Source organism: Pseudomonas sp. JUb52, from assembly GCF_004341115.1.
Classification (GTDB): Bacteria; Pseudomonadota; Gammaproteobacteria; order Pseudomonadales; family Pseudomonadaceae; genus Chryseomonas; species Chryseomonas oryzihabitans.
In genome coordinates this window covers 220925-241165 of record NZ_SLYS01000004.1, presented here as the reverse complement: position 1 = coordinate 241165, position 20241 = coordinate 220925, and the positions used below count along the sequence as shown (strand labels likewise).

Sequence of the window (20241 nt, the reverse complement as noted above, 5' to 3'; positions counted from 1 at the left end):
CACGTCCGTAGGTTGGGTTGAGCGCAGCGAAGCCCAACAGGCAGGCTCGCTGTCTGGCTCCGATAGCAGGACCTAATACAGCGCCCCATACCCCTCCGGCTCCACCGGAAAGCCGCCATTGTTGGCCGCGATCAGCTTGTTTAGGCGTACCGGGATGGCCTTGGCCGCCGGCACCTTGCTGCCTTCGGCGTGGTGCCAGAGCGGGATCAAGGCGTTGCATTCGGGGTAGTAGCCGCCACAGGCCCCTTCCGGAATGTTGTAGGGCGTGACACGCAGCGGACCCACCTCACGGCGCACGCCATCGTCGGCCACCGTCGACACCTGTACCTTGTCGCCCTCGGCCAGACCCAGGCGTTCGATGTCGTTGCGATTCATCAGCAGCACCGCACGGGTGCCCTTCACGCCGCGAAAGCGATCGTGATAGCCATAGATGGTGGTGTTGAACTGATCGTTGCTGCGCAGCGTCATCAGGGTCAGGACGTCACGCCCGTGGGCGGGCATGTCCGGATCCTCTTCCAGGCTGCGCGGCACGATGAGATTGGCCTTGCCGGTGTCGGTCTTCCATTCGCGCTTGGCCGCCGGCAGTGGGCGATGGAAACCGCCTACCTCCCACATCCGCGCATTGAAGTCATGGAAGATTTCCGGGAAGGAGCGCGCGATCTCGTCGCGGATCAGCGCATAGTCGGCGACCCAGGCATCCCAGGTGACCCGCGGGTTGTCGGGCAGGGTGGCCTTGGCCAGGCCGGCGACGATGGCCGGCTCGGACAACAGGTCGCCTTCGGGCGGCTCGGCCACGCCACGCCAGCCGTGGATGCAGCCGGTACTGTCCTCGGTGCTGTGGGCCTGTTCCACCCCATTCTGGCGATCGATTTCGGTACGCCCCAGGCAGGGCAGCAGATAGGTCTTGTCCGCCGGCACCAGATGATTGCGATTGAGCTTGGTGGCGATCTGCACCGACAGGCGCAGGGTGCGCCAGGCCGGCTCCATCAGGCTGGTCTCGGGAATGGCGCGCAGGAAGTTGCCGCCCAGGCTGATGAAGGCCTTCACCGAGCCGTCGAGGATGCCCTCGCAGGCTTCCACGGTATTGCGACCCTTGTCCTGTGGCGGGGCAAAGCCGAAGCGCTCGCCCAGTTGTTCGAGCGGCGCCAGCTCCGGCTTCTCGGTGATGCCCACGGTGCGCTGGCCCTGGACGTTGGAATGCCCGCGCACCGGGCAGATGCCGGCGCCGGGCTTGCCGATGTTGCCGCGCATGAGCAGCAGGTTGGTCAGCATCTGGATGGTTTCCACGCCATGGCGATGCTGGGTCAGCCCCATGCCATAGATGCCGATGACCTTCTGACAGCGACCATAGACGGCAGCGGCGGCTTCCAGAGCGCTGCGGGTCAGCCCCGACTGGCGCTCCAGCTGCGGCCATTCCTGGCGCTGCAACCACTCGCAGAAGTCGGCGAAACCATGGCAATGCTCGGCGATGAAGGCATGGTCGAGCACGGCCGGCTGGCCCTGTTCGCGCGCGAGATCATCGGCCGCCAGCAAGGCCTTGCACAGGCCGGCGAGGGCCGCGGTGTCACCACCGGGCTTGAGCTGGTGGTACTGGGTGCTGATCTGGGTGGGCTGGTCGGTGAGCATCTCCACCGGCGACTGCGGATTGACGAAGGTTTCCAGGCCGCGCTCGCGCAGGGGATTGAAGGTGATGATGGGCGCGCCGCGTTTGCGCGCCTCCTGCAGGTCATGCAGCATCCGCGGACTGTTGCTGCCCGGGTTCTGGCCAAAGAACAGCAGGCAGTCGGCCTGATCGAAGTCGTTCAGGGTCACGGTACCCACGGTCACGCCAATACTCTTGGGCAGAGCGACCGAGGTGCTCTCGTGGCACATGTTGGAACTGTCCGGCAGGTTGTTGGTGCCGTACAGGCGGGCATAGAGCTGATAGAGGTAGGAGGTCTCCAGCGCCGCACGCCCCGAGGCGTAGAAGATCACCGAGTCCGGCGCCAGCGCCTTGAGTTCGGCGCCGATGTCGGCGAAGGCCTCGGCCCAGCTCACCGGACGATAGCGGTCAGTGGCGGCGTCGTAGCGCAGCGGATGGGTCAGCCGACCAACTTCTTCCAGGTCATAGTCGCGCCAGCCCCGCAGTTCGCTGAGCGAATGCTGGGCGAAGAATTCCGGTCCGCATCTCTTGCTGGTGACCTCCCAGGCAGTGGCCTTGGCGCCGTTCTCGCAGAATTCCAGCGGATGGGGCTTGCCCGGCTTGGCCCAGGCGCAACTCACGCAGGCGAAGCCACCGTGCTTGTTCTGCCGGGCCAGCAGCGCACCGGATTTGAGCGGCACCCGTTCACGCAGGACGATCTCGGTCACCGAACGCGCCGAGCCCCAGCCACCGGAGGGCGCGTCATAGCGTTCAACCTTGGGTTTGCCGATCTTGCTCATGGTGCGCCTCACGTGACTGTCTGGCGATGTGCCTGTAGGTCATGGGACGACGCGTCTGGCGGGAAGGTTCTGGTGGTCAGCCAGGCGGTGCGGCGAAGCCCAGCTGGCGCCAGCCTTCGTAGACCGCCACGGCCACGGTATTGGACAGATTGAGGCTGCGGCGATTGGGCAGCATCGGCAGGCGCAGCCGCTGTTCGGGCGGCAGCGACTCCAGCACCTCGGCCGGCAGCCCGCGACTTTCCGGACCGAACAGCAGGGCATCGCCCGGCGCATAGGCGATCTCGGTGAAGGGGTGGCTGGCCTTGGTGGTGAAGGCCAGCAGTCGGGGCGGCTGCAAATCTGCTATACAGGCCGCGAGGCTGGCATGGGTCCGCACGCTGGACCACTCGTGGTAGTCCAAGCCGGCGCGCCGCAGTTTCTTGTCGTCCAGCGCAAAACCCAGCGGCTCGATCAGATGCAGGCGGCAGCCGGTAATGGCGCACAGGCGAATGACGTTGCCGGTATTGGGCGGAATTTCCGGTTGGTAGAGGATGATGTCGAACATGAAGGGCAGGGCGCCTGGCAAAGCGCCTATGGTACTGCGCCGCTGTCGCGCCGTCGCGAGCGGGGTCGGACGATGAACCTCTGGCGCCGGCTGGTCGACTGGCTGCTGCGCGAACAGCGCGCCCGCCGGGACGAACTGGCGCGGGTGGAAGATCCCGATCTGCTCAAGGCCGAATGGCGCGGCCAGCGCCAGCGCCTGACCCTCTGGCTGGCCTCGGCGGCACTCGGCGCCGGGCTGTTCGGCATGATCCTCGGCCAGCTGATGTACCAGCGCACCCATCCCGATCCCTGGTCGGCCGAAGCCCGCCGTCCGGTCATCCTGGGGGTGGAGGCTCATCAGGACGCGGGGCGCTTCGAATTGCTGATCACCGCCGACCGCTCGCTGTTCTACGAACGCTATCGCCCCGACGGCGCCCTGAGCCTGCGCCTGCCCCGCGCCCGCTGGGACGGCGGCGAACGCCAAGGGCGGGTGGCGCGGCCGGGCGGCAGCTTTTCCTGGACGGTGCGCCAGGACGGGCAGGACCTCAAGGTACTGCTGGTCGGTGTGGGCGGTGCCTTGCAGGCCAGCGACCGGATCGTCGAAGCCGGCGAGGACTGGGTGCTCCACGTCGAGGTCCCGCTGACACCATGAAATGCCCCGTTATCAGGCAAAAGGCCGCCGGTTTGCACCAGAGCGGAACGGGGTAGGGTGCCGGGTTGCCCTGACGTCTTGTCTGCCTTTGCCAAGCCCTTTGACCTGGTCATCAGGTAGGAAGCGCTCTAGCTTGGGGTTTGCAGCTTTTCGCGGGCGAAAAAAGAGGCCATCACACTGAGTGATGGCCTCGGGAAGAAAAGAGGGGATTCCCCAGCCTGCCTGTACCGAGGTCCCCAAAAGGGTAGTTACCTAGGATATTGCAGAAGGTGTGCCAAGTTTTGCGTTGGGTGGTTTTGGGGGATTTGTAGGTTGGGTTGAGGCGGCTTTATCGCCGAAGCCCAACAAGGTGAAGCCAATGCTAGGTGCTAGGTGCTAGGTGCTAGGTAATAAGGCTTATTGGTGCCTTGGCTGTTTACCGAGTTTTGTGGGTACCTCTTGTTTCGCCCACCCGGGCGACTCACTTTTTTCAGTCGCGAAAAAAGTAACCAAAAACGCTTGCCCCGGTCAGGCGGCCCTCCGCTGCGCTGCGGGTCCGCTCACGCCAGCGCCGTTCCGGGGTCGGTCCAGATGGGCCGTCCATGGCCCACTGGACCTCTCGCCGCATCCATGCGGCTCGACCCACTCCACGACACTGGCGTTCGCCCTCCTGAACGGGGCGATTCGCTAGCCTGAAAGTGTTGGTTGAAGAGCCCGTAGCGTGGACAACGGCGAAGCCTTGTCCACTGATAGCGTCGGTGCCCACTAGTGGAAAACGCTATGCGGTTTTCCACGCTACACCTTTGAACACACCCAAGCCTCAAGCTTGCGCCCCGTCCCCGTCAGTGGGGCGAGTATAGGTGTCGTGGAGGGGGATGCGAGGCAGGACGCCCCTTCGTGCCGTGCACTGGAGCGGCGCCGGAGCGAGGGGACCCTGAGCGCAGCGGAGGACAAAACGTGGGAACAGCGGTTTTGGTTCCTTTTGTTCGGCACGCGTAGTCCAGGGCGCGCAGCCGCGACTAGCAAAAGTGACTCGCCCGGGTGGGCGAAACAAAAGGTACTCACAAAACTCGGGAAAACAGCCAAGGCGCCAATAAGACTTCGCGCCTAGCACGGACTTTCGCATTGTTGGGCTTCGGCGATGGAGCCGCCTCAGCCCAACCTACGGCACCGTTGGGAACCCTCAGTCCTCCCCCTCTTCATCCGGCCCATCCACCTTCATGCCCAGCTCCTTGATCTTGCGGGTCAGGGTGTTGCGGCCCCAGCCGAGCAGGACGGCGGCGTCGCGGCGGCGGCCGGCGGTGTGCTTGAGGGCGGTCTCGATCATGATGCGTTCGAAGGCCGGTACGGCGTTGTCCAGCAGGCTGGACTGGCCGCGGGTGAGGGCCTGGTCGGCCCACTGGCGTAGGGCCTGTTCCCAGTTGGCGGCGGGGGCGGCGTCCTGGGGCTGGTTGAGCAGCTCCGGCGGCAGGTCGTCGATCAGCACCTCGCGGCTGGAGGCCATCACCGTGATCCAGCGGCAGGTGTTCTCCAGCTGGCGCACGTTGCCCTGCCAGGGCAGGCCCTTCATGTATTCCTCGGTCTCGCCGCGCAGGGTCTTGGGCTCCACGGCCAGCTCCTGGGCCGCGCGCGCCAGGAAGTGGCGGGCGAGGGCGGGGATGTCCTCGCGGCGATCGGCCAGGCGCGGGATGTGGATGCGGATGACGTTGAGGCGATGGAAGAGGTCTTCGCGGAACTTGCCCTCGCGCACCAGGCCTTCGAGGTTCTGGTGGGTGGCGGCGATGATGCGCACGTCCACCTTGACCGGGGTATGGCCACCGACGCGATAGAATTCGCCATCGGCCAATACTCGCAACAGTCGGGTCTGGGTGTCGGCCGGCATGTCGCCGATCTCGTCGAGGAACAGGGTGCCGCCATCGGCCTGCTCGAAGCGGCCGCGACGCTGGGCGGCGGCGCCGGTGAAGGCGCCTTTCTCGTGGCCGAACAGCTCGGACTCCATCAGGTCCTTGGGGATGGCCGCCATGTTCAGGGCGATGAAGGGCGCGGCGGCGCGCGGGCTGTGGCGGTGCAGGGCGTGGGCGACCAGCTCCTTGCCGGTACCGGATTCGCCGTTGATCAGCACGGTGATGTTGGAGTGCGAAAGGCGGCCAATGGCGCGGAACACCTCCTGCATCGCCGGCGCCTCGCCGATGATCTCGGGGGTACGGGTCAGGTGCGCCGGTTCGGCGAAGCCCTGCTGCTCCTGGGCGTGCTGTCCGGCGCGCTTGACCAGGGCCACGGCCTCGTCGACGTCGAACGGCTTGGGCAGGTATTCGAAGGCGCCGCCTTGGTAGGAGGCCACGGCGCTGTCCAGGTCGGAGTGGGCGGTCATGATGATGACCGGCAGGCGCGGGTGCATCTCGCGGATGCGTGACAGCAGGTCCAGGCCACTGGTCCCCGGCATGCGGATATCCGAGATCACCACGTCCGGCTGCTGACGGCCGAGGCGGGTCATGACGCTGTCGGCGCTGTCGAAGGCGACGGTGGTCATGCCCTCCTGTTGCAGGGCTTTTTCCAGGACCCAGCGGATGGAACGGTCGTCGTCGACGATCCAGACGGTCTCCTGACGGCTCATGCGTACTCCTCGTTATTCCAGCGGCAGGAAGATGCTGAAGGCGGTGTGGCCAGGATGGCTTTCACACTCGATCAGCCCCTGGTGCTGGGTGATGATGTTCTGGGTGATGGCGAGCCCGAGGCCGGTGCCGTCGGGGCGACCGCTGACCATGGGATAGAAGATGGTTTCCTGCAGGTCCTGGGGGATGCCCGGACCGTTGTCGGTGATCTCCACCTTGCACACCAGGCGATGGCGGTGGTGGCCGATGGTGAACTGGCGCAGGGTGCGGGTTCTCAGGGTGACCCGGCCCAGGCGCAATTCGTTCTGCTGGGAGATGGCCTGCATGGCGTTGCGCACGATGTTGAGCACCGCCTGGATCATCTGCTCGCGGTCGATCATCAGGTCGGGGATGCTCGGGTCGTAGTCGCGCACCAGGTTGATCAGCCCCTGGCTTTCCGCTTCCACCAGGCTGCAGACGCGTTCGAGCACCTCGTGCACATTGGTGATGGCCAGCTTCGGCAGCTTGTTGGAGCCGAGCATGCGGTCGACCAGATTCCGCAGTCGATCGGCCTCCTCGATGATGACGTTGGTATAGTCCTTGAGCGCCTCTTCCGGCAGCTCGCGGGCCAGCAGCTGGGCCGCGCCACGGATGCCGCCGAGGGGATTCTTGATCTCGTGGGCCAGGCCGCGCACCAGCAGCTTGGTGGTCTCCTGCTTGGAGAGCTGGGCCTCTTCCTTGGTGATGCGCAGCAGCCGGTCGCGGGGATGGACTTCCAGCAGCAGCAGGGTGTTGTGGCGATCCAGGATCGGGGTCACCGCATAGTCCACCGTGAGGCTGTTGCCCGAGGTGGAGATCAGCAGCGCCTCGCGCTTGGTGAAGGGGTGGGCATGGTCCACCGCTTGGCGCAGCGCCTGCAGGGCCTCGGGCGATTCGGTGAACAGCTCGCTGATGAACTGGCCATGGCTGCGCTGGCCGCTGATGGCCAGCAGCATCTCGGCCGCCGGATTCATGTACTCCAGACGCAACTCCGCATCGAGCAGGATGACTGCAGTGGTGAGGTTGTCGAGCAGGAGTCGGTGGATGACGTCGGTAGGCATGAGAGGCCACAGCGCTATAGGGACGATAGGAAAATGCAAGAAGCAAACCAAGACGCCCCGAGTTAGGGCAGATAGCTGAAACGTGCACTAACAGCCGCCGCACGCCGGACGCAGCTGCACAGGATTTGTATCAAGATGGTGCACGGCTAAAAGGCGCACCAAAGAGGTGCGCTATAGGAAGGGTAGCCAGGATTTCCTGGCTTCGGGCGGTTTCATGTCCAGCGGACATTCCGGCCGCTTGCCCCAGTCCTTGTCGCTGCAGGGATGGGCACGACGTTTCTGCTCCAGGGAGGGGCGCCGCAGATGGAAGGGCTGGGCCGGCGTCCGCTCCAGCACGTTGCCATCGGCGGCGAGGATCTCCGCCACCAGGCTGTGGGTGCCGCGGTCCAGGCCGCCCAGAGGAAACACCGGACTGCGCCCGGTGCCGGCTTCCCGGTCGTCCAGCAGCAGGCGGTAGCTGTGACCCGGCTGCAATTCCGGCTCGCTGACCAGGCTGACGATGAGCTGCCCTTCCTGATCGATCACCGTGGCATCGGGTTCGGGCACCAGGATGCGCAGCATCTGGTAGCGGAAGGGCGCCGCCTTGGGCGTCCTGGCCACCGGCGCGGCGGGGGTCGGACTCAGCTTGCGGGTCGGCTGGCCCTGCTGATTGAGGTTGTTGGGCACCGTGATCGGCACCTGGGTGGCCTTGACGCCCTTGGGCGGCTGGTCCGTGTAGACCCGATTGCCCTCCTTGTCGACATAGCTGTAGACCGCCGCCTGGACAGGCAGCAGCAGGCAGAGCAGCAGCAGGGTCAGGAGCGCGCGCATCAGCGGGCCGGGCTGTTGACGCTGATGCGCTGCACGGTCACGGTCTTCTCGGCACTGGTCTGGATCACTTCGCCGCTGCCGGACAGCACCTGGGCCGCGAAACGGTGCTCGCCGCGCTCCAGATTGGCCACGCCGAAACGGGTGCTCTGGCCGGGATTGCCATAGGGGGCGCCGTCCACCAGCAGTTGCAGCGACTGTCCCGCGCCCAGGGCCGGTTCCACGGATACGCCCACCGAGAAGGTGCCGTTGTTGGCGCGGATGGCCTCATCGTCGGGCACATTGACTTCCAGGCGGCTGAAGGCCGGGCCGGCCGGCGTCGCGGCTACGGGGGCACTGGGGATGGTGGGTGCGGGTCGCGGATTGTCCACGGTGTTGGTGGGCGCCACCTGCACCGGCTTGGCATTGGCCGAGGGCTGATCGCTGAACACCGTGTTGCCTTCGGCGTCCACCGACTTGTAGATCGCGGCCTGGGTGGAGCAGGCGAGGCAGAGCAGACAGCAGGCAAGCAGGCGAGGCATGGCGGGATCTCGGCCGGGCGATGGAGATCAAGGGTAGCAGGCGCGCCCTGTGCGCAGGTAGGCAACTCGGCCGCTCGGCACGGGCGTCGGTCGCGGCGGTTTTCCCAGGGCAAAAGAAAAGGCCTCCCGAAGGAGGCCTCTTTACCTTACTGCAGCGGGATCAGACGCTGTAGTACAGGTCGTATTCCAGCGGGTGCACGAAGGTACGCACCTTGATCTCTTCCTCGGACTTCAGCTCGATGTAGGCATCGATGAACTCGTCGGTGAAGACGCCGCCCTTGGTCAGGAACGCGCGACCGGCGTCCAGGGCTTCCAGGGCTTCCTTCAGGCTGCCGCAGACCTGCGGGATCTTCTTGCCTTCTTCCGGCGGCAGATCGTACAGGTTCTTGTCGGCGGCATCGCCGGGGTGGATCTTGTTCTGGATACCGTCCAGGCCGGCCATCAGCAGGGCGGCGAAGCACAGGTAGGGGTTGGCAGCCGGATCCGGGAAGCGGGCTTCGATGCGGCGGGCTTTCGGGCTCGACACATAGGGGATACGGATGGAGGCGGAGCGGTTGCGGGCCGAGTAGGCCAGCATGACCGGGGCTTCGAAGCCGGGCACCAGACGCTTGTAGCTGTTGGTGGACGGGTTGGTGAAGCCGTTCAGCGCCTTGCCGTGCTTGATGATGCCGCCGATGAAGTACAGGGCGGTATCGGACAGACCGGCATAGCCTTCGCCGGCGAAGGTGTTCTTGCCATCCTTGGAGATGGACATGTGCACGTGCATGCCGGAGCCGTTGTCGCCGTACAGGGGCTTGGGCATGAAGGTGGCGGTCTTGCCGTAGGCATCGGCCACGTTGTGCACGACGTACTTCAGGGTCTGGGTCTCGTCGGCCTTCTTGACCAGGGTGTTGAACTGCACACCGATCTCGTTCTGGCCAGCGGTCGCCACTTCGTGGTGGTGGACTTCCACGACCAGGCCCATCTCTTCCAGGGCGTTGCACATGGCGGTACGGATTTCGTGGTCGTGATCGACCGGCGGAACCGGGAAGTAGCCGCCCTTGACGCCCGGACGGTGGCCCTTGTTGCCGGACTCGAAGTCGGCATCGGTGTTCCAGGAAGCCTGCTCGGAGAAGATCTTGAACATGGAGCCGGAGATGTCCGACTTGAACTTCACTTCGTCGAAGATGAAGAACTCGGGCTCCGGGCCGACGAACACGGTGTCGCCAATGCCGGTGGACTTCAGGTATTCCTCGGCGGCCTTGGCGATACCGCGGGGGTCGCGCTCGTAGGGCTGCATGGTGGAGGGTTCGATGATGTCGCAGACCAGGATCAGGGTCGGCTCTTCGGTGAAGGGATCCAGAACGGCGGTGCTGTCGTCGGGCAGCAGGATCATGTCGGAGGCTTCGATGCCTTTCCAGCCGGCGATGGAGGAGCCGTCGAACATCTTGCCGTGGGCGAAGAAGTCTTCGTCCAGCGCGTCACGCGCCGGCATGGTGACGTGTTGCTGCTTGCCTTTGGTGTCGGTGAAGCGCAGGTCTACCCACTTCACGTCGTTTTCTTTGATCAGTTGAACAGCCTTCGACATGGTTTCCTCCAGAGGAATTTCGGCCGGGAGCGGTTGGCGGTACTCCCGGTATCAGCTGTGCCCTTGAGGGGCGCTCCCGTACTGCCTGGTCAGCGACCGGCGTTCCACGAAAAGCGCCCTATGCTGGCCCAGGGGCGGCTGCCTCACAAGAGAGCAAGTTGTATGCCAGTGCCCCTAAATGGGCTGGAGAGCCATCCGGGCGCCTATCGTGCCGTTTTCAGGTCAATGGAGGCCGTATTAAGGCACCAATTTGGTGCGTCTAATTCTGTGGATGCACCTTAATGGCGCCTTAGGTGATTTTGTCGGCTGAATTCGAGTGCGGAGTGGTTTTCAGGTATCATATTCGCCCTTTTCTTTCGCGTTGCCCGCCCCCTGTTTCCCGCTCATGAAGCTCATCATCAAGGTCTTTCCGGAAATCACCATCAAGAGTCGCCCGGTGCGCAAGAATTTCATTCGCCAGCTGGTGAAGAACATTCGTGTCGTGCTGCGCGATCTGGATCCGGATGTCCGCGTGGAAGGGGTCTGGGACAACATCACCCTGGAGACCGCGCTCGCCGAGCCGCGGCTGCTGGCGGAAATGAAGCAGCGCCTGGCCTGCACCCCTGGCATCGGTCAGTTCCTCGAAGTGCACGAATATCCGCTGGGTGACTTCGAGTCCATCCTCGCCCTGTGCGAGCGCCACTTCGGCGAGCGGGTGCGCGGCAAGGTGTTCTCGGTGCGCTGCAAGCGCGCCGGCCGGCACGACTTCTCTTCGATGGACGTGGAGCGCTATGTCGGCGGTGGTCTGCGCGAGCGCTGCGGCGGTGCCGGCATCGCCCTGAAGAATCCCGAGATGACCGTCCGCCTGGAGATCCGCGACCAGCAGCTGTTCATCATCGACGAGCACCATGAAGGGCTTGGCGGTTATCCGCTGGGCGCCCTGGAGCAGGTGCTGGTGTTGATGTCCGGTGGTTTCGATTCCACCGTGGCCGCCTACCAGATGATGAGACGGGGAATGGTCAGCCATTTCTGCTTCTTCAATCTCGGCGGGCGCGCCCACGAGCTGGGCGTGATGGAAGTGGCCCACTATCTCTGGGAAAAGTACGGGCGCTCCCAGCGTGTGCTGTTCATCAGCGTGCCCTTCGAGGAAGTGGTGGGGCAGATCCTCACCCAGTGCGACGACAGCCACATGGGCGTCATCCTCAAGCGCATGATGCTGCGCGCGGCCAGCCGCATCGCCGAGCAGCTGCAGATCGAGGCGCTGGTGACCGGCGAAGCCGTCTCCCAGGTCTCCAGCCAGACCCTGACCAACCTGGCGGTGATCGACAAGGCCACCGATACCCTGGTGCTGCGCCCGCTGCTGGCCAGCCATAAGCAGGACATCATCGACACCGCCCAGCGCATCGGCACCGCCGACTTCGCCAAGCACATGCCCGAATACTGCGGCATCATCTCGGTGAATCCCACCACCAAGGCCAAGGCCCTGCGGGTGGAGCACGAGGAAGGCAAGTTCGACCTGGCGGTGCTCGACGCCGCCCTGGAGCGTGCGCGCTTCATCACCGTCGACAAGGTGATCGAGGAGCTGGGCAAGGACGTGCAGGTGGAAGAGGTGGACCAGCCGCTGCCCGGGCAGATCGTGGTGGACATCCGCCATCCCGACGCCCAGGAAGACCAGCCGCTGGAACTGCCCGGCATCGAGGTGCAGGCCATGCCGTTCTTCGCGCTGAACAGCCGTTTCAAGGAACTGGACGAGAATCGCCAGTACCTTCTCTATTGCGATCGCGGGGTGATGAGCCGACTGCACGCCCATCACCTGCTCACCGAAGGGCACGCCAATGTGCGCGTTTATCGTCCGGCCTAAGCAGCCGGGCCTGCTGGGTGGCAGTATCCGCCACCGCCCTCCCGACCTCTTCTAGCCGGACGGCTGCTCTGCCGTCGGCCGCGTTTCGCGCCTTTGCAATCTCTGGCTGTCAGCCTGCTGGCTGAAGCTCCTTCATTTCTATACCGAGAACACCACTGTGATCGAGAAACTACGCAACATCGCCATCATCGCGCACGTCGACCATGGCAAGACTACCCTCGTCGACAAGCTGCTGCGCCTGTCGGGCACCCTGGACCGCAAAGAAGCGGAAAACGAGCGGGTGATGGACAGCAACGACCAGGAAAAGGAACGCGGCATTACCATCCTGGCCAAGAACACCGCGCTGAAGTGGAAGGACTACAACATCAACATCGTCGACACCCCCGGCCACGCCGACTTCGGTGGCGAGGTGGAGCGCGTGATGTCCATGGTCGACTCCGTGCTGCTGGTGGTCGACGCCCAGGACGGCCCCATGCCGCAGACCCGCTTCGTGACCCAGAAGGCCTTCAAGGCCGGCCTGCGTCCGATCGTGGTGGTGAACAAGATCGACCGTCCCGGCGCGCGTCCGGACTGGGTCATCGACCAGATCTTCGACCTGTTCGACAACCTCGGCGCCACCGATGAGCAGCTGGACTTCCCGATCGTCTACGCCAGCGCCCTGAACGGCATCGCCGGCCTGGACCACGAGAAGATGGACGACAACATGGATGCCCTGTTCCAGGCCATCGTCGACCACGTCCCGGCGCCCCAGGTCGATCTGGATGGTCCCTTCCAGATGCAGATCTCCCAGCTGGACTACAACAGCTTCCTCGGCGTGATCGGCATCGGCCGTATCGCCCGTGGCCGCATTAAGGCCAACACCCCGGTCGTGGCCATCAGCGACGACGGCAGCAAGCGCAACGGTCGTATCCTCAAGATCATGGGCCACTCCGGCCTGCAGCGCGTGGAAGTGGCCGAAGCCGAAGCCGGCGACATCGTCTGCGTCTCGGGCATGGACGAGCTGTTCATCTCCGACACCCTGTGCGATCCGCAGAACGTCGAAGCCCGTCCGCCGCTGACCGTCGACCAGCCCACCGTGAGCATGACCTTCCAGGTCAACGACTCGCCGTTCGCCGGTCGTGAAGGCAAGTTCGTCACCAGCCGCAACATCAAGGACCGTCTGGACAAGGAACTGCTGCACAACGTGGCCCTGCGCGTCGAGCCGGGCGAGTCGGCCGAGAAGTTCAAGGTCTCCGGTCGTGGCGAGCTGCACCTGTCGGTTCTGATCGAGAACATGCGCCGCGAAGGCTTCGAGATGGCCGTGGGCCGTCCGGAAGTGGTGATCATCGAGAAGGACGGCGAGAAGCAGGAGCCCTACGAGAACGTCACCATCGACATCGAAGAGCAGCACCAGGGCTCGGTGATGGAGCAGATGGGTCTGCGCAAGGGCGATCTGACCAACATGATCCCCGACGGCAAGGGCCGTATCCGCCTGGAATACACCATCCCGGCGCGTGGCCTGATCGGCTTCCGTAACAACTTCCTGACCCTGACCTCGGGCAGCGGCATCCTGACCTCGACCTTCAGCCACTACGGCCCGATCAAGGCCGGCGAAGTGAGCAACCGTCAGAACGGCGTGCTGGTGTCCATGGCCACCGGTACCGCCCTGACCTACTCGCTGGAAACCCTGCAGAGCCGCGGCAAGCTGTTCCTGGCGCCGGGCGACGAGATCTATGAAGGCCAGCTGTGCGGCATCAACAGCCGTGACAACGACCTGGTGCTCAACCCCACCAAGGGCAAGAAGCTGGACAACATGCGCGCCTCGGGCAAGGACGAAGTCATCGCCCTGGTGCCGCCGATCAAGTTCACCCTCGAGCAGGCGCTGGAATTCATCGCCGACGACGAGCTGGTGGAAGTGACGCCCAAGTCCATCCGTCTGCGCAAGAAGTTCCTGAACGAGAACGACCGCAAGCGCTTCGAGCGTTCCAAGGTCTGATCCCGCTCGGGTCATGCAGGAAAGCGCCTTCGGGCGCTTTTTTGTTGCCTGTCTTGCGGCGAATGCCGCGCGCGGGACCGGCGGCTTTGCTAGCTTTTGCCCTGCGGCCGCGCCATTCGGGACGGCCCCTTTTGCAGGATGCTGCCATGCTCAAGACCACCCTCGTCGCCGCTCTCGCCCTGAGCGGTCTCTTCGCGTTCGCCACGGCCCAGGCCGCCGGTTGCGGCACGCCGCGCAATGCCTTCGATACCGTCTACTGCGCCAGCAACCTGTTCGCCCAGAGCGACAAGTCGTTGAACCAGACCTATGGGGAGTTGCGCAAGCAGCTGCCGGCTGATCAGCAGGCCGTGCTCAAGCAGAGCCAGCTGGCCTGGATCAAGCAGCGCGACAGCCAGTGCGCCCGGGAGGAAGCCGATGGCTACTTCGTCAACCTGGATTGCGCCGTCAGCCTGACCGACAGCCGTCTGGAGGTGCTCAAGGAACGCCTGCGCGAATGCGCCAGCACCGGTTGCGAGGCGGGCAAGCTGGGGCAGTGAGGTAGCTGGCGGGATAGGGGGGCGCGCCGTTCCCTCATCCAACCCTCTCCCGGGGGGGAGAGGGGGCTATCCAGAGCGGGCGCTCGGCGTCATCGTTCCGATGAGCGCCCACGGATTGATCGGCAGACTCGACAGTCATGGCAGGCCGCTCCGGTCGAATTGCCGACAGCCATCTCGCATGCCGTTCACGCCAAATAAATGTCTTCCATGTTTTTGTTTACACCCAGATACAACGTCATGAAAACCGTCTAGCGTGAGGCGACACGCCCTGACGCGTGCCCCGATAACAACAACCAAGGATGCAGGCATGACATCTTTTCTCAGGCAACGCCTGCCGCTGGCCATCGCCCTGGCCACGGCGCTCGCGGCAAACGCCCAGGCGGCTCCTAATCCCTACAGTGGCTTCACCGTGTTCGGCGACAGCCTGCTCGATGCCGGGCAATTTCCCGATACCGGGGTCAATGGTGCCAGCCTCAGATTCACCAACCGCGTCGGTCCCGGCTACAGCCCGGCCAGCGGTGCGGTCACCGGACCGGTGTCCTCGATCCTGCTCGGTCAGCAACTGGGCTTCGATGTCCGTACCCTGGACGCCTCGACCTCCCTGATCAACCAGCGGATCGGCCTGAGCGATGGCGACAACTGGGCCACGGGTGGCTACACCACGGCGCAAATCCGCGATTCCATCACCGCTCGCAACGGTTCGGTGGTGGCGGTGGGTGGCCTGACCCTGCGCAGCCGCGATGGCTACCTGCCCGGACTTGCCAGCCAGGGACTGGGCCTGGATCCCAACACCCTGTTCTACATCAGCGGCGGGGGTAACGACTTCCTCCAGGGCCTGGTCACCTCGCCGGCCACCGCGGCGGCGGCAGCCAATCGCCTGGGCGACGGCGTGGCTGCGCTGCAGCAGGCCGGCGCTCGGTACATGGTGGTCTGGCTCTTGCCCGACATCGGCCAGACCCCGGCCCTGGCCGGTTCGCCGCAACAGGCGGCCAGCTCGGCCTTGAGCCGGGTCTACAACCAGGCGCTGGTCGCACGTCTGGCCGGCATCGACGCCCAGATCATCGGCCTCAACGTGCCCCAGCTGCTGGCCGAGGTGGTGGCCGAACCGGGCCGCTATGGCCTGGCCAGCGGGCAGAACCTCACCGGCACCTGCTTCAGCGGCGACAGCTGTGCGCGCAACACCACCTATGGCCTGGGCGCGGCGGCGGCCGATCCCAGCCAGCTGCTGTTCAACGATCGCGTCCACCCCACCATCACCGGTCAGCGGCTGATCGCCGACTACGCCTATTCGCTGCTGGCGGCGCCCTGGGAGGTCACCCTGCTGCCGGAGATGGCCCAGTCCACCCTCCGGGCGCACCAGGACGGCCTGCACCAGCGTTGGCTGGGCGACTGGCATGCCTGGCAGCCGGTGGGGCGCTGGCAGGGCTATGTGGATACCAGCGCGCGGCGCCTGGACGTCGACGACCAGCGCAGCACCGCCGGCGGCGATGGCAACGGCTACAGCCTGGATCTGGGCGGCAGCTATCGACTCAGCGAGGAGTGGCGCCTCGGCGTGGCGGCTGGCGTCGCACGCCAGCACCTGGAGCCCGGCGCGGCCGATTCCAGCTATCGCCTCAACAGCTATCTGCTCAGCGCCTTCGCCCAGTACCAGGGCGAGCGCCTCTGGGGCGACCTCACCGCCACCGGTGGCCGGCTGGACTATGACGACCTGAGCCGCCGCTTCGCCCTCGGCCCGACCACCCGCAACGAGCAGGGCGACACCGACGGCGATCTGCGCGCCCTCTCGGCGCGCTTGGGCTACGACCTGGCGGCGGCCGGCAGTCCCTGGCACCTGAGTCCCTATCTCAGCGCCGACTATGCCCGCGTCCAGGTGGACGGCTATCGGGAGCGTGGCAATGACGCCACGGCGCTGGAATTCGACGACCAGTCGAGCACCTCGCGGCGACTGGGACTGGGTCTGCAGGGGCGCTGGCAACTCGCGCCGGCCACGGCGCTGTTCGCCGATCTGGGTCGCGAGCGAGAATTCGCCGACGGCACCCGCGACGTGACCATGCGCCTGAACAGTGTGCCGGGCCTGGACTACACCCTGGATGGCTACCAGCCCGACAGCGAGCGCACCCGGCTGAGCCTGGGCGTGGTCCAGCGGCTGACCCCGGAGCTGACCCTGCGCGGTGGCTACAGCTATGCCAGCGCAGGCGATAGCCACCAGCAGGGCGTGAGCCTGGGCCTGTCGCTGGACTTCTAATCGCTGCGCTGCGGGCGATGCCCATTGACGGCGTGTCAGCGGGCATCGCTGCTAGACCCGGCTGGGATCGCCCAGGCGCTGGCGCTGCCAGTCGCGCAATTCGTCCAGGCGCCGGGGCGGGCAGACCAGAAAGCCCTGCAGGAGATCGCAACCGGCCTGCTGCAGGCAGAGCTGCTTGAGTTCGGTATCCACGCCCTCGGCGATCACCTGGGCGTCGCGGGCGTGGCAGAAGGCGATGAGTGCATCCAGGCTGGCCTGGTTGCCGGGCTGGCTGAGGCGCTCGACGATGAGCCGGTCGAACTTGATGGTGTCGGCGGGATAGTCGGTGACCTGCTGGATGGAGGTGTAGCCGACACCGAAGTCGTCGATGGCCACACGAAAGCCCTCGGCACGCAGTTCGTGCAGCAGCCCCAGGGTTCGCTCGTTCAACTCGGCGGCGAAAGTCTCGGTGAATTCCAGTTCCAATCGGCCCGGATCGACACCGTGGTGGCGGACCCGCTCGCGCAGATAGGGCACGATGTCGGCCTGATCCAGTTGCGCCGACGACAGGTTGATGGACAGCACCAGGTCGCTGCCCAGCACCTCCTGCAGCGCCGGGTATTCACGGCAGGCCTGGTCCACGACCCAGCGATCGATCCAGCGAAAGTGCCCCTGGCGTTCGGCGATGGGGATGAATTCCGCCGGTGACACCGGACCTAGGCGTGGCGAATTCCAGCGCAGCAGGGTTTCGGCAGAGCGCACCTGGCCGTTGCTGTCGACCGCGGGCATATAGACGAGATGGAATTCCTCGTCCGGATTCATACGCCGCAGGTGCTCGTCCAACAGATCCTGGCGCCGCTGGCGCGCGGCCAGTTCGGGGGTGAAGTGCACCAGGCGGTTGCCGCCTTCGTTCTTGGCCCGGTTCAGGGCCAGGTCGGCCTGGGCCAGCAGGTCGGCCAGATCCAGCGGGGCCTCGGGGGTCGCCAGACCGATGCTCAGGGTCACGGCATAGCGACGCTCGCCAACCAGGGTGCCATTGTCATGGTTCTGCTGCAGCTGTTGGCCCAGGGCGAGGGCGTCGGTTGCTGCCGCCGGGCCGCGCAGCAGGATGGCGAATTCATCACCCGCCAGCCGCGTGAACACCAGCTCGTTGTCTACCTGATAGGCCTCGAGCTGTTGCTGGGTCTGCCGGGCTACGGCTTGCAGCAGCTCATCGCCCACCTCGTGACCGAATCTGTCGTTCACCGACTTGAAATGGTCGAGTCCGAAATAGAGCAGGGCGATGCCGCGGCCGTCCGGCTTGCCCGCCAGCCAGGATTCACCCATGAGCTGGAAGTAGCGGCGGTTGCCGATCTGGGTGAGGACGTCGGTGCGCAAGGCCGTGCGCAACTGCGCCAGGATAGCCAGGTTGTTGTCGTGCAGGCGCTTCATGTTGGCGCCAAGATGGCCGATCTCACCGGGTTCGTTGCCGGTTTCGAGCGCCTGGCGCTGACCTTCCAGGACCTCGGTGAGCTGAGTGTCCAGCCGCGCGATGGGCCGGGTGATATAGCGGCGGATCAGGACGATCAGTACCAGGATGCAGGCCAGGGTCACCAGCAGGCCGCCGCTGAAATAGGCGATGGCCAGGCGGCGCAATTGCTTGTCCAGGTGCTCCGGGTCCGGGGTCAGGCGGACATAGAGGTCAGGTGACAGCCGCTCGACGGCGGTGAAATCGCTGGTGCGGACGGGCAGCGTCCGGGTGAATTCCAGGGGCGCGCCATAGCTCTGTTCCAGGGTACGGCGCATGGCCTCCATCCGGTCCGGGCTGACCGCCAATTGCAGCGTCATCGCCAGCCCACGCTGGCCCGGCAGGGGTGGTCCGGCCGTGCTCGGCAGCAGCGAGGTGGTCGCCACCAGCAACGATCGCCCCTGTTCGTCGAGCAGGTAGTCGCGCCGCTCCAGCGGGCCGCTCGGCTCCTGGGCCAGGTGTTCGAGCAGCTGCCGCTGGGCAGCGCTCAGCTGGGCGAAGGGGTCGCCACTGCGTTCGTAGTAGTAGGCCAGGCTGAGGTCGGGGCGGGCGATCGCCAGGGAGATGTGGCTGGGCGCATCGTCGCCGGCCAGCTGACGCACTGCCAGTTGCAGCTGGGTACCCAGGGCTTCGTTGCGATAGGGCACCTCGGTCTGCCGCAGAAAGTTGCCCAGGGCAGCGCTGTTGGACAGGGCATAGAGCAGGTTGCGGCTGAAGTGGTCGTACTCGCGATAGGAGGTTTCCAGTGCCGCCAGGTCGTGGTTGACCCGCGAGCGTTCGAGGCCGATCACCGCTTCGCGCTGCACCGTGTAGCCCAGCCCCACCAGGGTCAGGCTGCAGAGCAGGGCGACCGGCAGGATCAGCAGCAGGGCGCGTCTATTGAGCGTCATGGCGACCTACCAGAGCACTGCCGATGCGTTGCCGGGTCTGGAAGGTATCGGGTGGACCTTCGCGAAATACCTGGCTGCGGGCGAGTACGTCGTCGGGGGGAAAGAGGCTGGGATCCTGACGCAGGTCTGCCGGCAGCAGGCGCAGGGCACCCGCATTAGGGGTCGCCAGATGCAGGTCTTCGGTCGCCAGCGCGGCATTGCGCGGTTCGTTGAGAAAATCGATGAAGCGCCAGGCGGCGGCCTGGTGCCGGGAGCTGCTGAGCAGGGCCACGCAGTCCACCCACAGCAGGCTGCCCTCGCGAGGCGTGACGAAGCGCCAGGGCTGCCCGGGCGTCGCGGCATTGAGCAGGTGCTGGTCGCCGCTGTAGCCCAGGGCCAGCTCGATACGATCGCTGTAGGCCGGATTGTGCAGGGCGCTGACCACGTACTGATAGGTCAGCACCGCCGGTGCCTGGGCCTTGAGCAGGGCGAAGCTGCGTCTGAGCAACTCGGGATCGTCGCTGTTGATGGCCGCGCCCAGGGTGATCAGGGGGGGCACCAGCAGATCGTCATGGTCTTCGAGCATGGCGATATGGCCGTGCAGGGTTGGCTCCGGCTGCAGCAGCGGCTGCCATGACGAAGGCGCCTGGGCCAGGCGATCGCTGCGGTAGAGCAGACCCAGGGTGCCCCAGACGTAGGGCACGGCGTAGTCGCCGCAACTCTGGCGCCAGCGCGGATCGAGCTCGCTCAGATGGGGCAGGCGCTGGGGATCGATACGCATCAGCAGGCCGTCCTGGCCGAGGCGGGTGGCGCTGACCTCGTTGATCACCACCAGGTCGAGATCGGCGTCGCCGCGTGCCAGGGTGGCGTCGCGCACGTCGCTGCTGTCGAAATGGATTTCCTGCAGGGGGGAGTGGGCCTTGGCCCAGCGCTGCAGCAGGGTGTCGCTGAAATAGCCTTCCCAGGTATAGAGCCGCAACGGGTCGGCAGCCGCCACGGGTGAAGCGGGCAACCCGATGAACACCAGACTGCAGACAAGGGGGAGGCAGTAGCGCATGCGGACGACTCGGCGGCAAGGACTGACTTAGATAGGAGCGGCCGAAAGGCCCTGACGTTCACCCCGGGAACGT

Annotated in this window: 14 protein-coding genes; 5 read left to right on the top strand and 9 right to left on the bottom strand. The window is 65.4% G+C overall.

From position 1 onward, the window contains the following. Nucleotides 1-72 precede the first annotated feature (72 nt). Together EC839_RS09025 and EC839_RS09020 are read right to left on the bottom strand one after the other, a co-directional pair. Nucleotides 73-2421: an FdhF/YdeP family oxidoreductase gene (locus EC839_RS09025; protein ID WP_007161319.1), complete on the bottom strand. Its 2349-nt coding sequence runs from the start codon at nt 2419-2421 to the stop codon at nt 73-75. A 76-nt stretch (nt 2422-2497) separates the two neighbouring features. Continuing rightward, the gene (locus tag EC839_RS09020) at nt 2498-2965 is read right to left on the bottom strand and encodes a tRNA (cytidine(34)-2'-O)-methyltransferase (RefSeq protein WP_007161318.1); all 468 of its coding nucleotides are present in this window, start codon (nt 2963-2965) and stop codon (nt 2498-2500) included. Nucleotides 2966-3037: 72 nt separating this feature from the next. Between EC839_RS09020 and EC839_RS09015 the strand changes: the two genes are divergently transcribed. Continuing rightward, entirely contained in the window at nt 3038-3595 is a 558-nt protein-coding gene (locus tag EC839_RS09015) for a hypothetical protein (protein WP_007161317.1), read from the top strand. Nucleotides 3596-4757: 1162 nt separating this feature from the next. Here the strand turns inward: EC839_RS09015 and ntrC are convergent. The 5 genes from ntrC to glnA all read right to left on the bottom strand — a co-directional run bounded on the left by ntrC (nt 4758) and on the right by glnA (nt 10160). Further along, nucleotides 4758-6188: a nitrogen regulation protein NR(I) gene (gene ntrC / locus EC839_RS09005; protein ID WP_007161316.1), complete on the bottom strand. Its 1431-nt coding sequence runs from the start codon at nt 6186-6188 to the stop codon at nt 4758-4760. 12 nt (nt 6189-6200) lie between these two features. Then, complete coding sequence (gene glnL / locus EC839_RS09000) at nt 6201-7265, bottom strand: nitrogen regulation protein NR(II) (protein ID WP_007161315.1); 1065 nt, start codon at nt 7263-7265, stop codon at nt 6201-6203. A 171-nt stretch (nt 7266-7436) separates the two neighbouring features. Continuing rightward, nucleotides 7437-8075 (bottom strand): DUF4124 domain-containing protein, encoded by a 639-nt coding sequence (locus EC839_RS08995; protein WP_007161314.1) that lies wholly within the window; start codon nt 8073-8075, stop codon nt 7437-7439. After that, a complete protein-coding gene (locus EC839_RS08990) occupies nt 8075-8593 on the bottom strand; it encodes a DUF4124 domain-containing protein (protein ID WP_007161313.1) in 519 nt (172 codons plus the stop codon). Before EC839_RS08990 ends, EC839_RS08995 begins: the two co-directional genes overlap by 1 nt. Before the next feature lie 160 nt (nt 8594-8753). Continuing rightward, complete coding sequence (gene glnA, locus EC839_RS08985) at nt 8754-10160, bottom strand: glutamate--ammonia ligase (protein ID WP_007161312.1); 1407 nt, start codon at nt 10158-10160, stop codon at nt 8754-8756. A 385-nt stretch (nt 10161-10545) separates the two neighbouring features. Here glnA and thiI point away from each other — a divergent pair, with 385 nt between their 5' ends. From thiI to EC839_RS08965, 4 genes are all read left to right on the top strand, one after another. Next, the gene (gene thiI / locus EC839_RS08980; RefSeq protein ID WP_007161311.1) at nt 10546-12000 is read left to right on the top strand and encodes a tRNA uracil 4-sulfurtransferase ThiI; all 1455 of its coding nucleotides are present in this window, start codon (nt 10546-10548) and stop codon (nt 11998-12000) included. Between the two features lie 157 nt (nt 12001-12157). Beyond that, entirely contained in the window at nt 12158-13975 is a 1818-nt protein-coding gene (gene typA, locus EC839_RS08975; protein WP_007161310.1) for a translational GTPase TypA, read from the top strand. Between the two features lie 146 nt (nt 13976-14121). After that, nucleotides 14122-14511 (top strand): lysozyme inhibitor LprI family protein, encoded by a 390-nt coding sequence (locus EC839_RS08970; RefSeq protein ID WP_007161309.1) that lies wholly within the window; start codon nt 14122-14124, stop codon nt 14509-14511. A gap of 307 nt (nt 14512-14818) precedes the next feature. Then, nucleotides 14819-16756, top strand: a complete 1938-nt coding sequence (locus EC839_RS08965) for an autotransporter domain-containing SGNH/GDSL hydrolase family protein (RefSeq protein WP_007161308.1) — start codon at nt 14819-14821, stop codon at nt 16754-16756. A 51-nt stretch (nt 16757-16807) separates the two neighbouring features. Here the strand turns inward: EC839_RS08965 and EC839_RS08960 are convergent, their stop codons facing one another. Together EC839_RS08960 and EC839_RS08955 are read right to left on the bottom strand one after the other, a co-directional pair. Continuing rightward, complete coding sequence (locus EC839_RS08960) at nt 16808-19132, bottom strand: bifunctional diguanylate cyclase/phosphodiesterase (RefSeq protein ID WP_007161307.1); 2325 nt, start codon at nt 19130-19132, stop codon at nt 16808-16810. Then, complete coding sequence (locus tag EC839_RS08955; protein ID WP_007161306.1) at nt 19119-20168, bottom strand: spermidine/putrescine ABC transporter substrate-binding protein; 1050 nt, start codon at nt 20166-20168, stop codon at nt 19119-19121. Before EC839_RS08955 ends, EC839_RS08960 begins: the two co-directional genes overlap by 14 nt. Nucleotides 20169-20241: the final 73 nt, after the last annotated feature.

Bases quoted from the DNA above. Each gene is read 5' to 3' on its own strand.
- EC839_RS08955 (WP_007161306.1), bottom strand. From the start codon at position 20,168: ATGCGCTACTGCCTCCCCCTTGTCTGCAGTCTGGTGTTCATCGGGTTG.
- EC839_RS08995 (WP_007161314.1), bottom strand. From the start codon at position 8,075: ATGCGCGCGCTCCTGACCCTGCTGCTGCTCTGCCTGCTGCTGCCTGTC.
- EC839_RS08990 (WP_007161313.1), bottom strand. From the start codon at position 8,593: ATGCCTCGCCTGCTTGCCTGCTGTCTGCTCTGCCTCGCCTGCTCCACC.
- EC839_RS08965 (WP_007161308.1), top strand. From the start codon at position 14,819: ATGACATCTTTTCTCAGGCAACGCCTGCCGCTGGCCATCGCCCTGGCC.
- EC839_RS09015 (WP_007161317.1), top strand. From the start codon at position 3,038: ATGAACCTCTGGCGCCGGCTGGTCGACTGGCTGCTGCGCGAACAGCGC.
- ntrC (WP_007161316.1), bottom strand. From the start codon at position 6,188: ATGAGCCGTCAGGAGACCGTCTGGATCGTCGACGACGACCGTTCCATC.
- EC839_RS08960 (WP_007161307.1), bottom strand. From the start codon at position 19,132: ATGACGCTCAATAGACGCGCCCTGCTGCTGATCCTGCCGGTCGCCCTG.
- EC839_RS09025 (WP_007161319.1), bottom strand. From the start codon at position 2,421: ATGAGCAAGATCGGCAAACCCAAGGTTGAACGCTATGACGCGCCCTCC.
- EC839_RS09020 (WP_007161318.1), bottom strand. From the start codon at position 2,965: ATGTTCGACATCATCCTCTACCAACCGGAAATTCCGCCCAATACCGGC.
- EC839_RS08970 (WP_007161309.1), top strand. From the start codon at position 14,122: ATGCTCAAGACCACCCTCGTCGCCGCTCTCGCCCTGAGCGGTCTCTTC.
- glnA (WP_007161312.1), bottom strand. From the start codon at position 10,160: ATGTCGAAGGCTGTTCAACTGATCAAAGAAAACGACGTGAAGTGGGTA.
- glnL (WP_007161315.1), bottom strand. From the start codon at position 7,265: ATGCCTACCGACGTCATCCACCGACTCCTGCTCGACAACCTCACCACT.
- thiI (WP_007161311.1), top strand. From the start codon at position 10,546: ATGAAGCTCATCATCAAGGTCTTTCCGGAAATCACCATCAAGAGTCGC.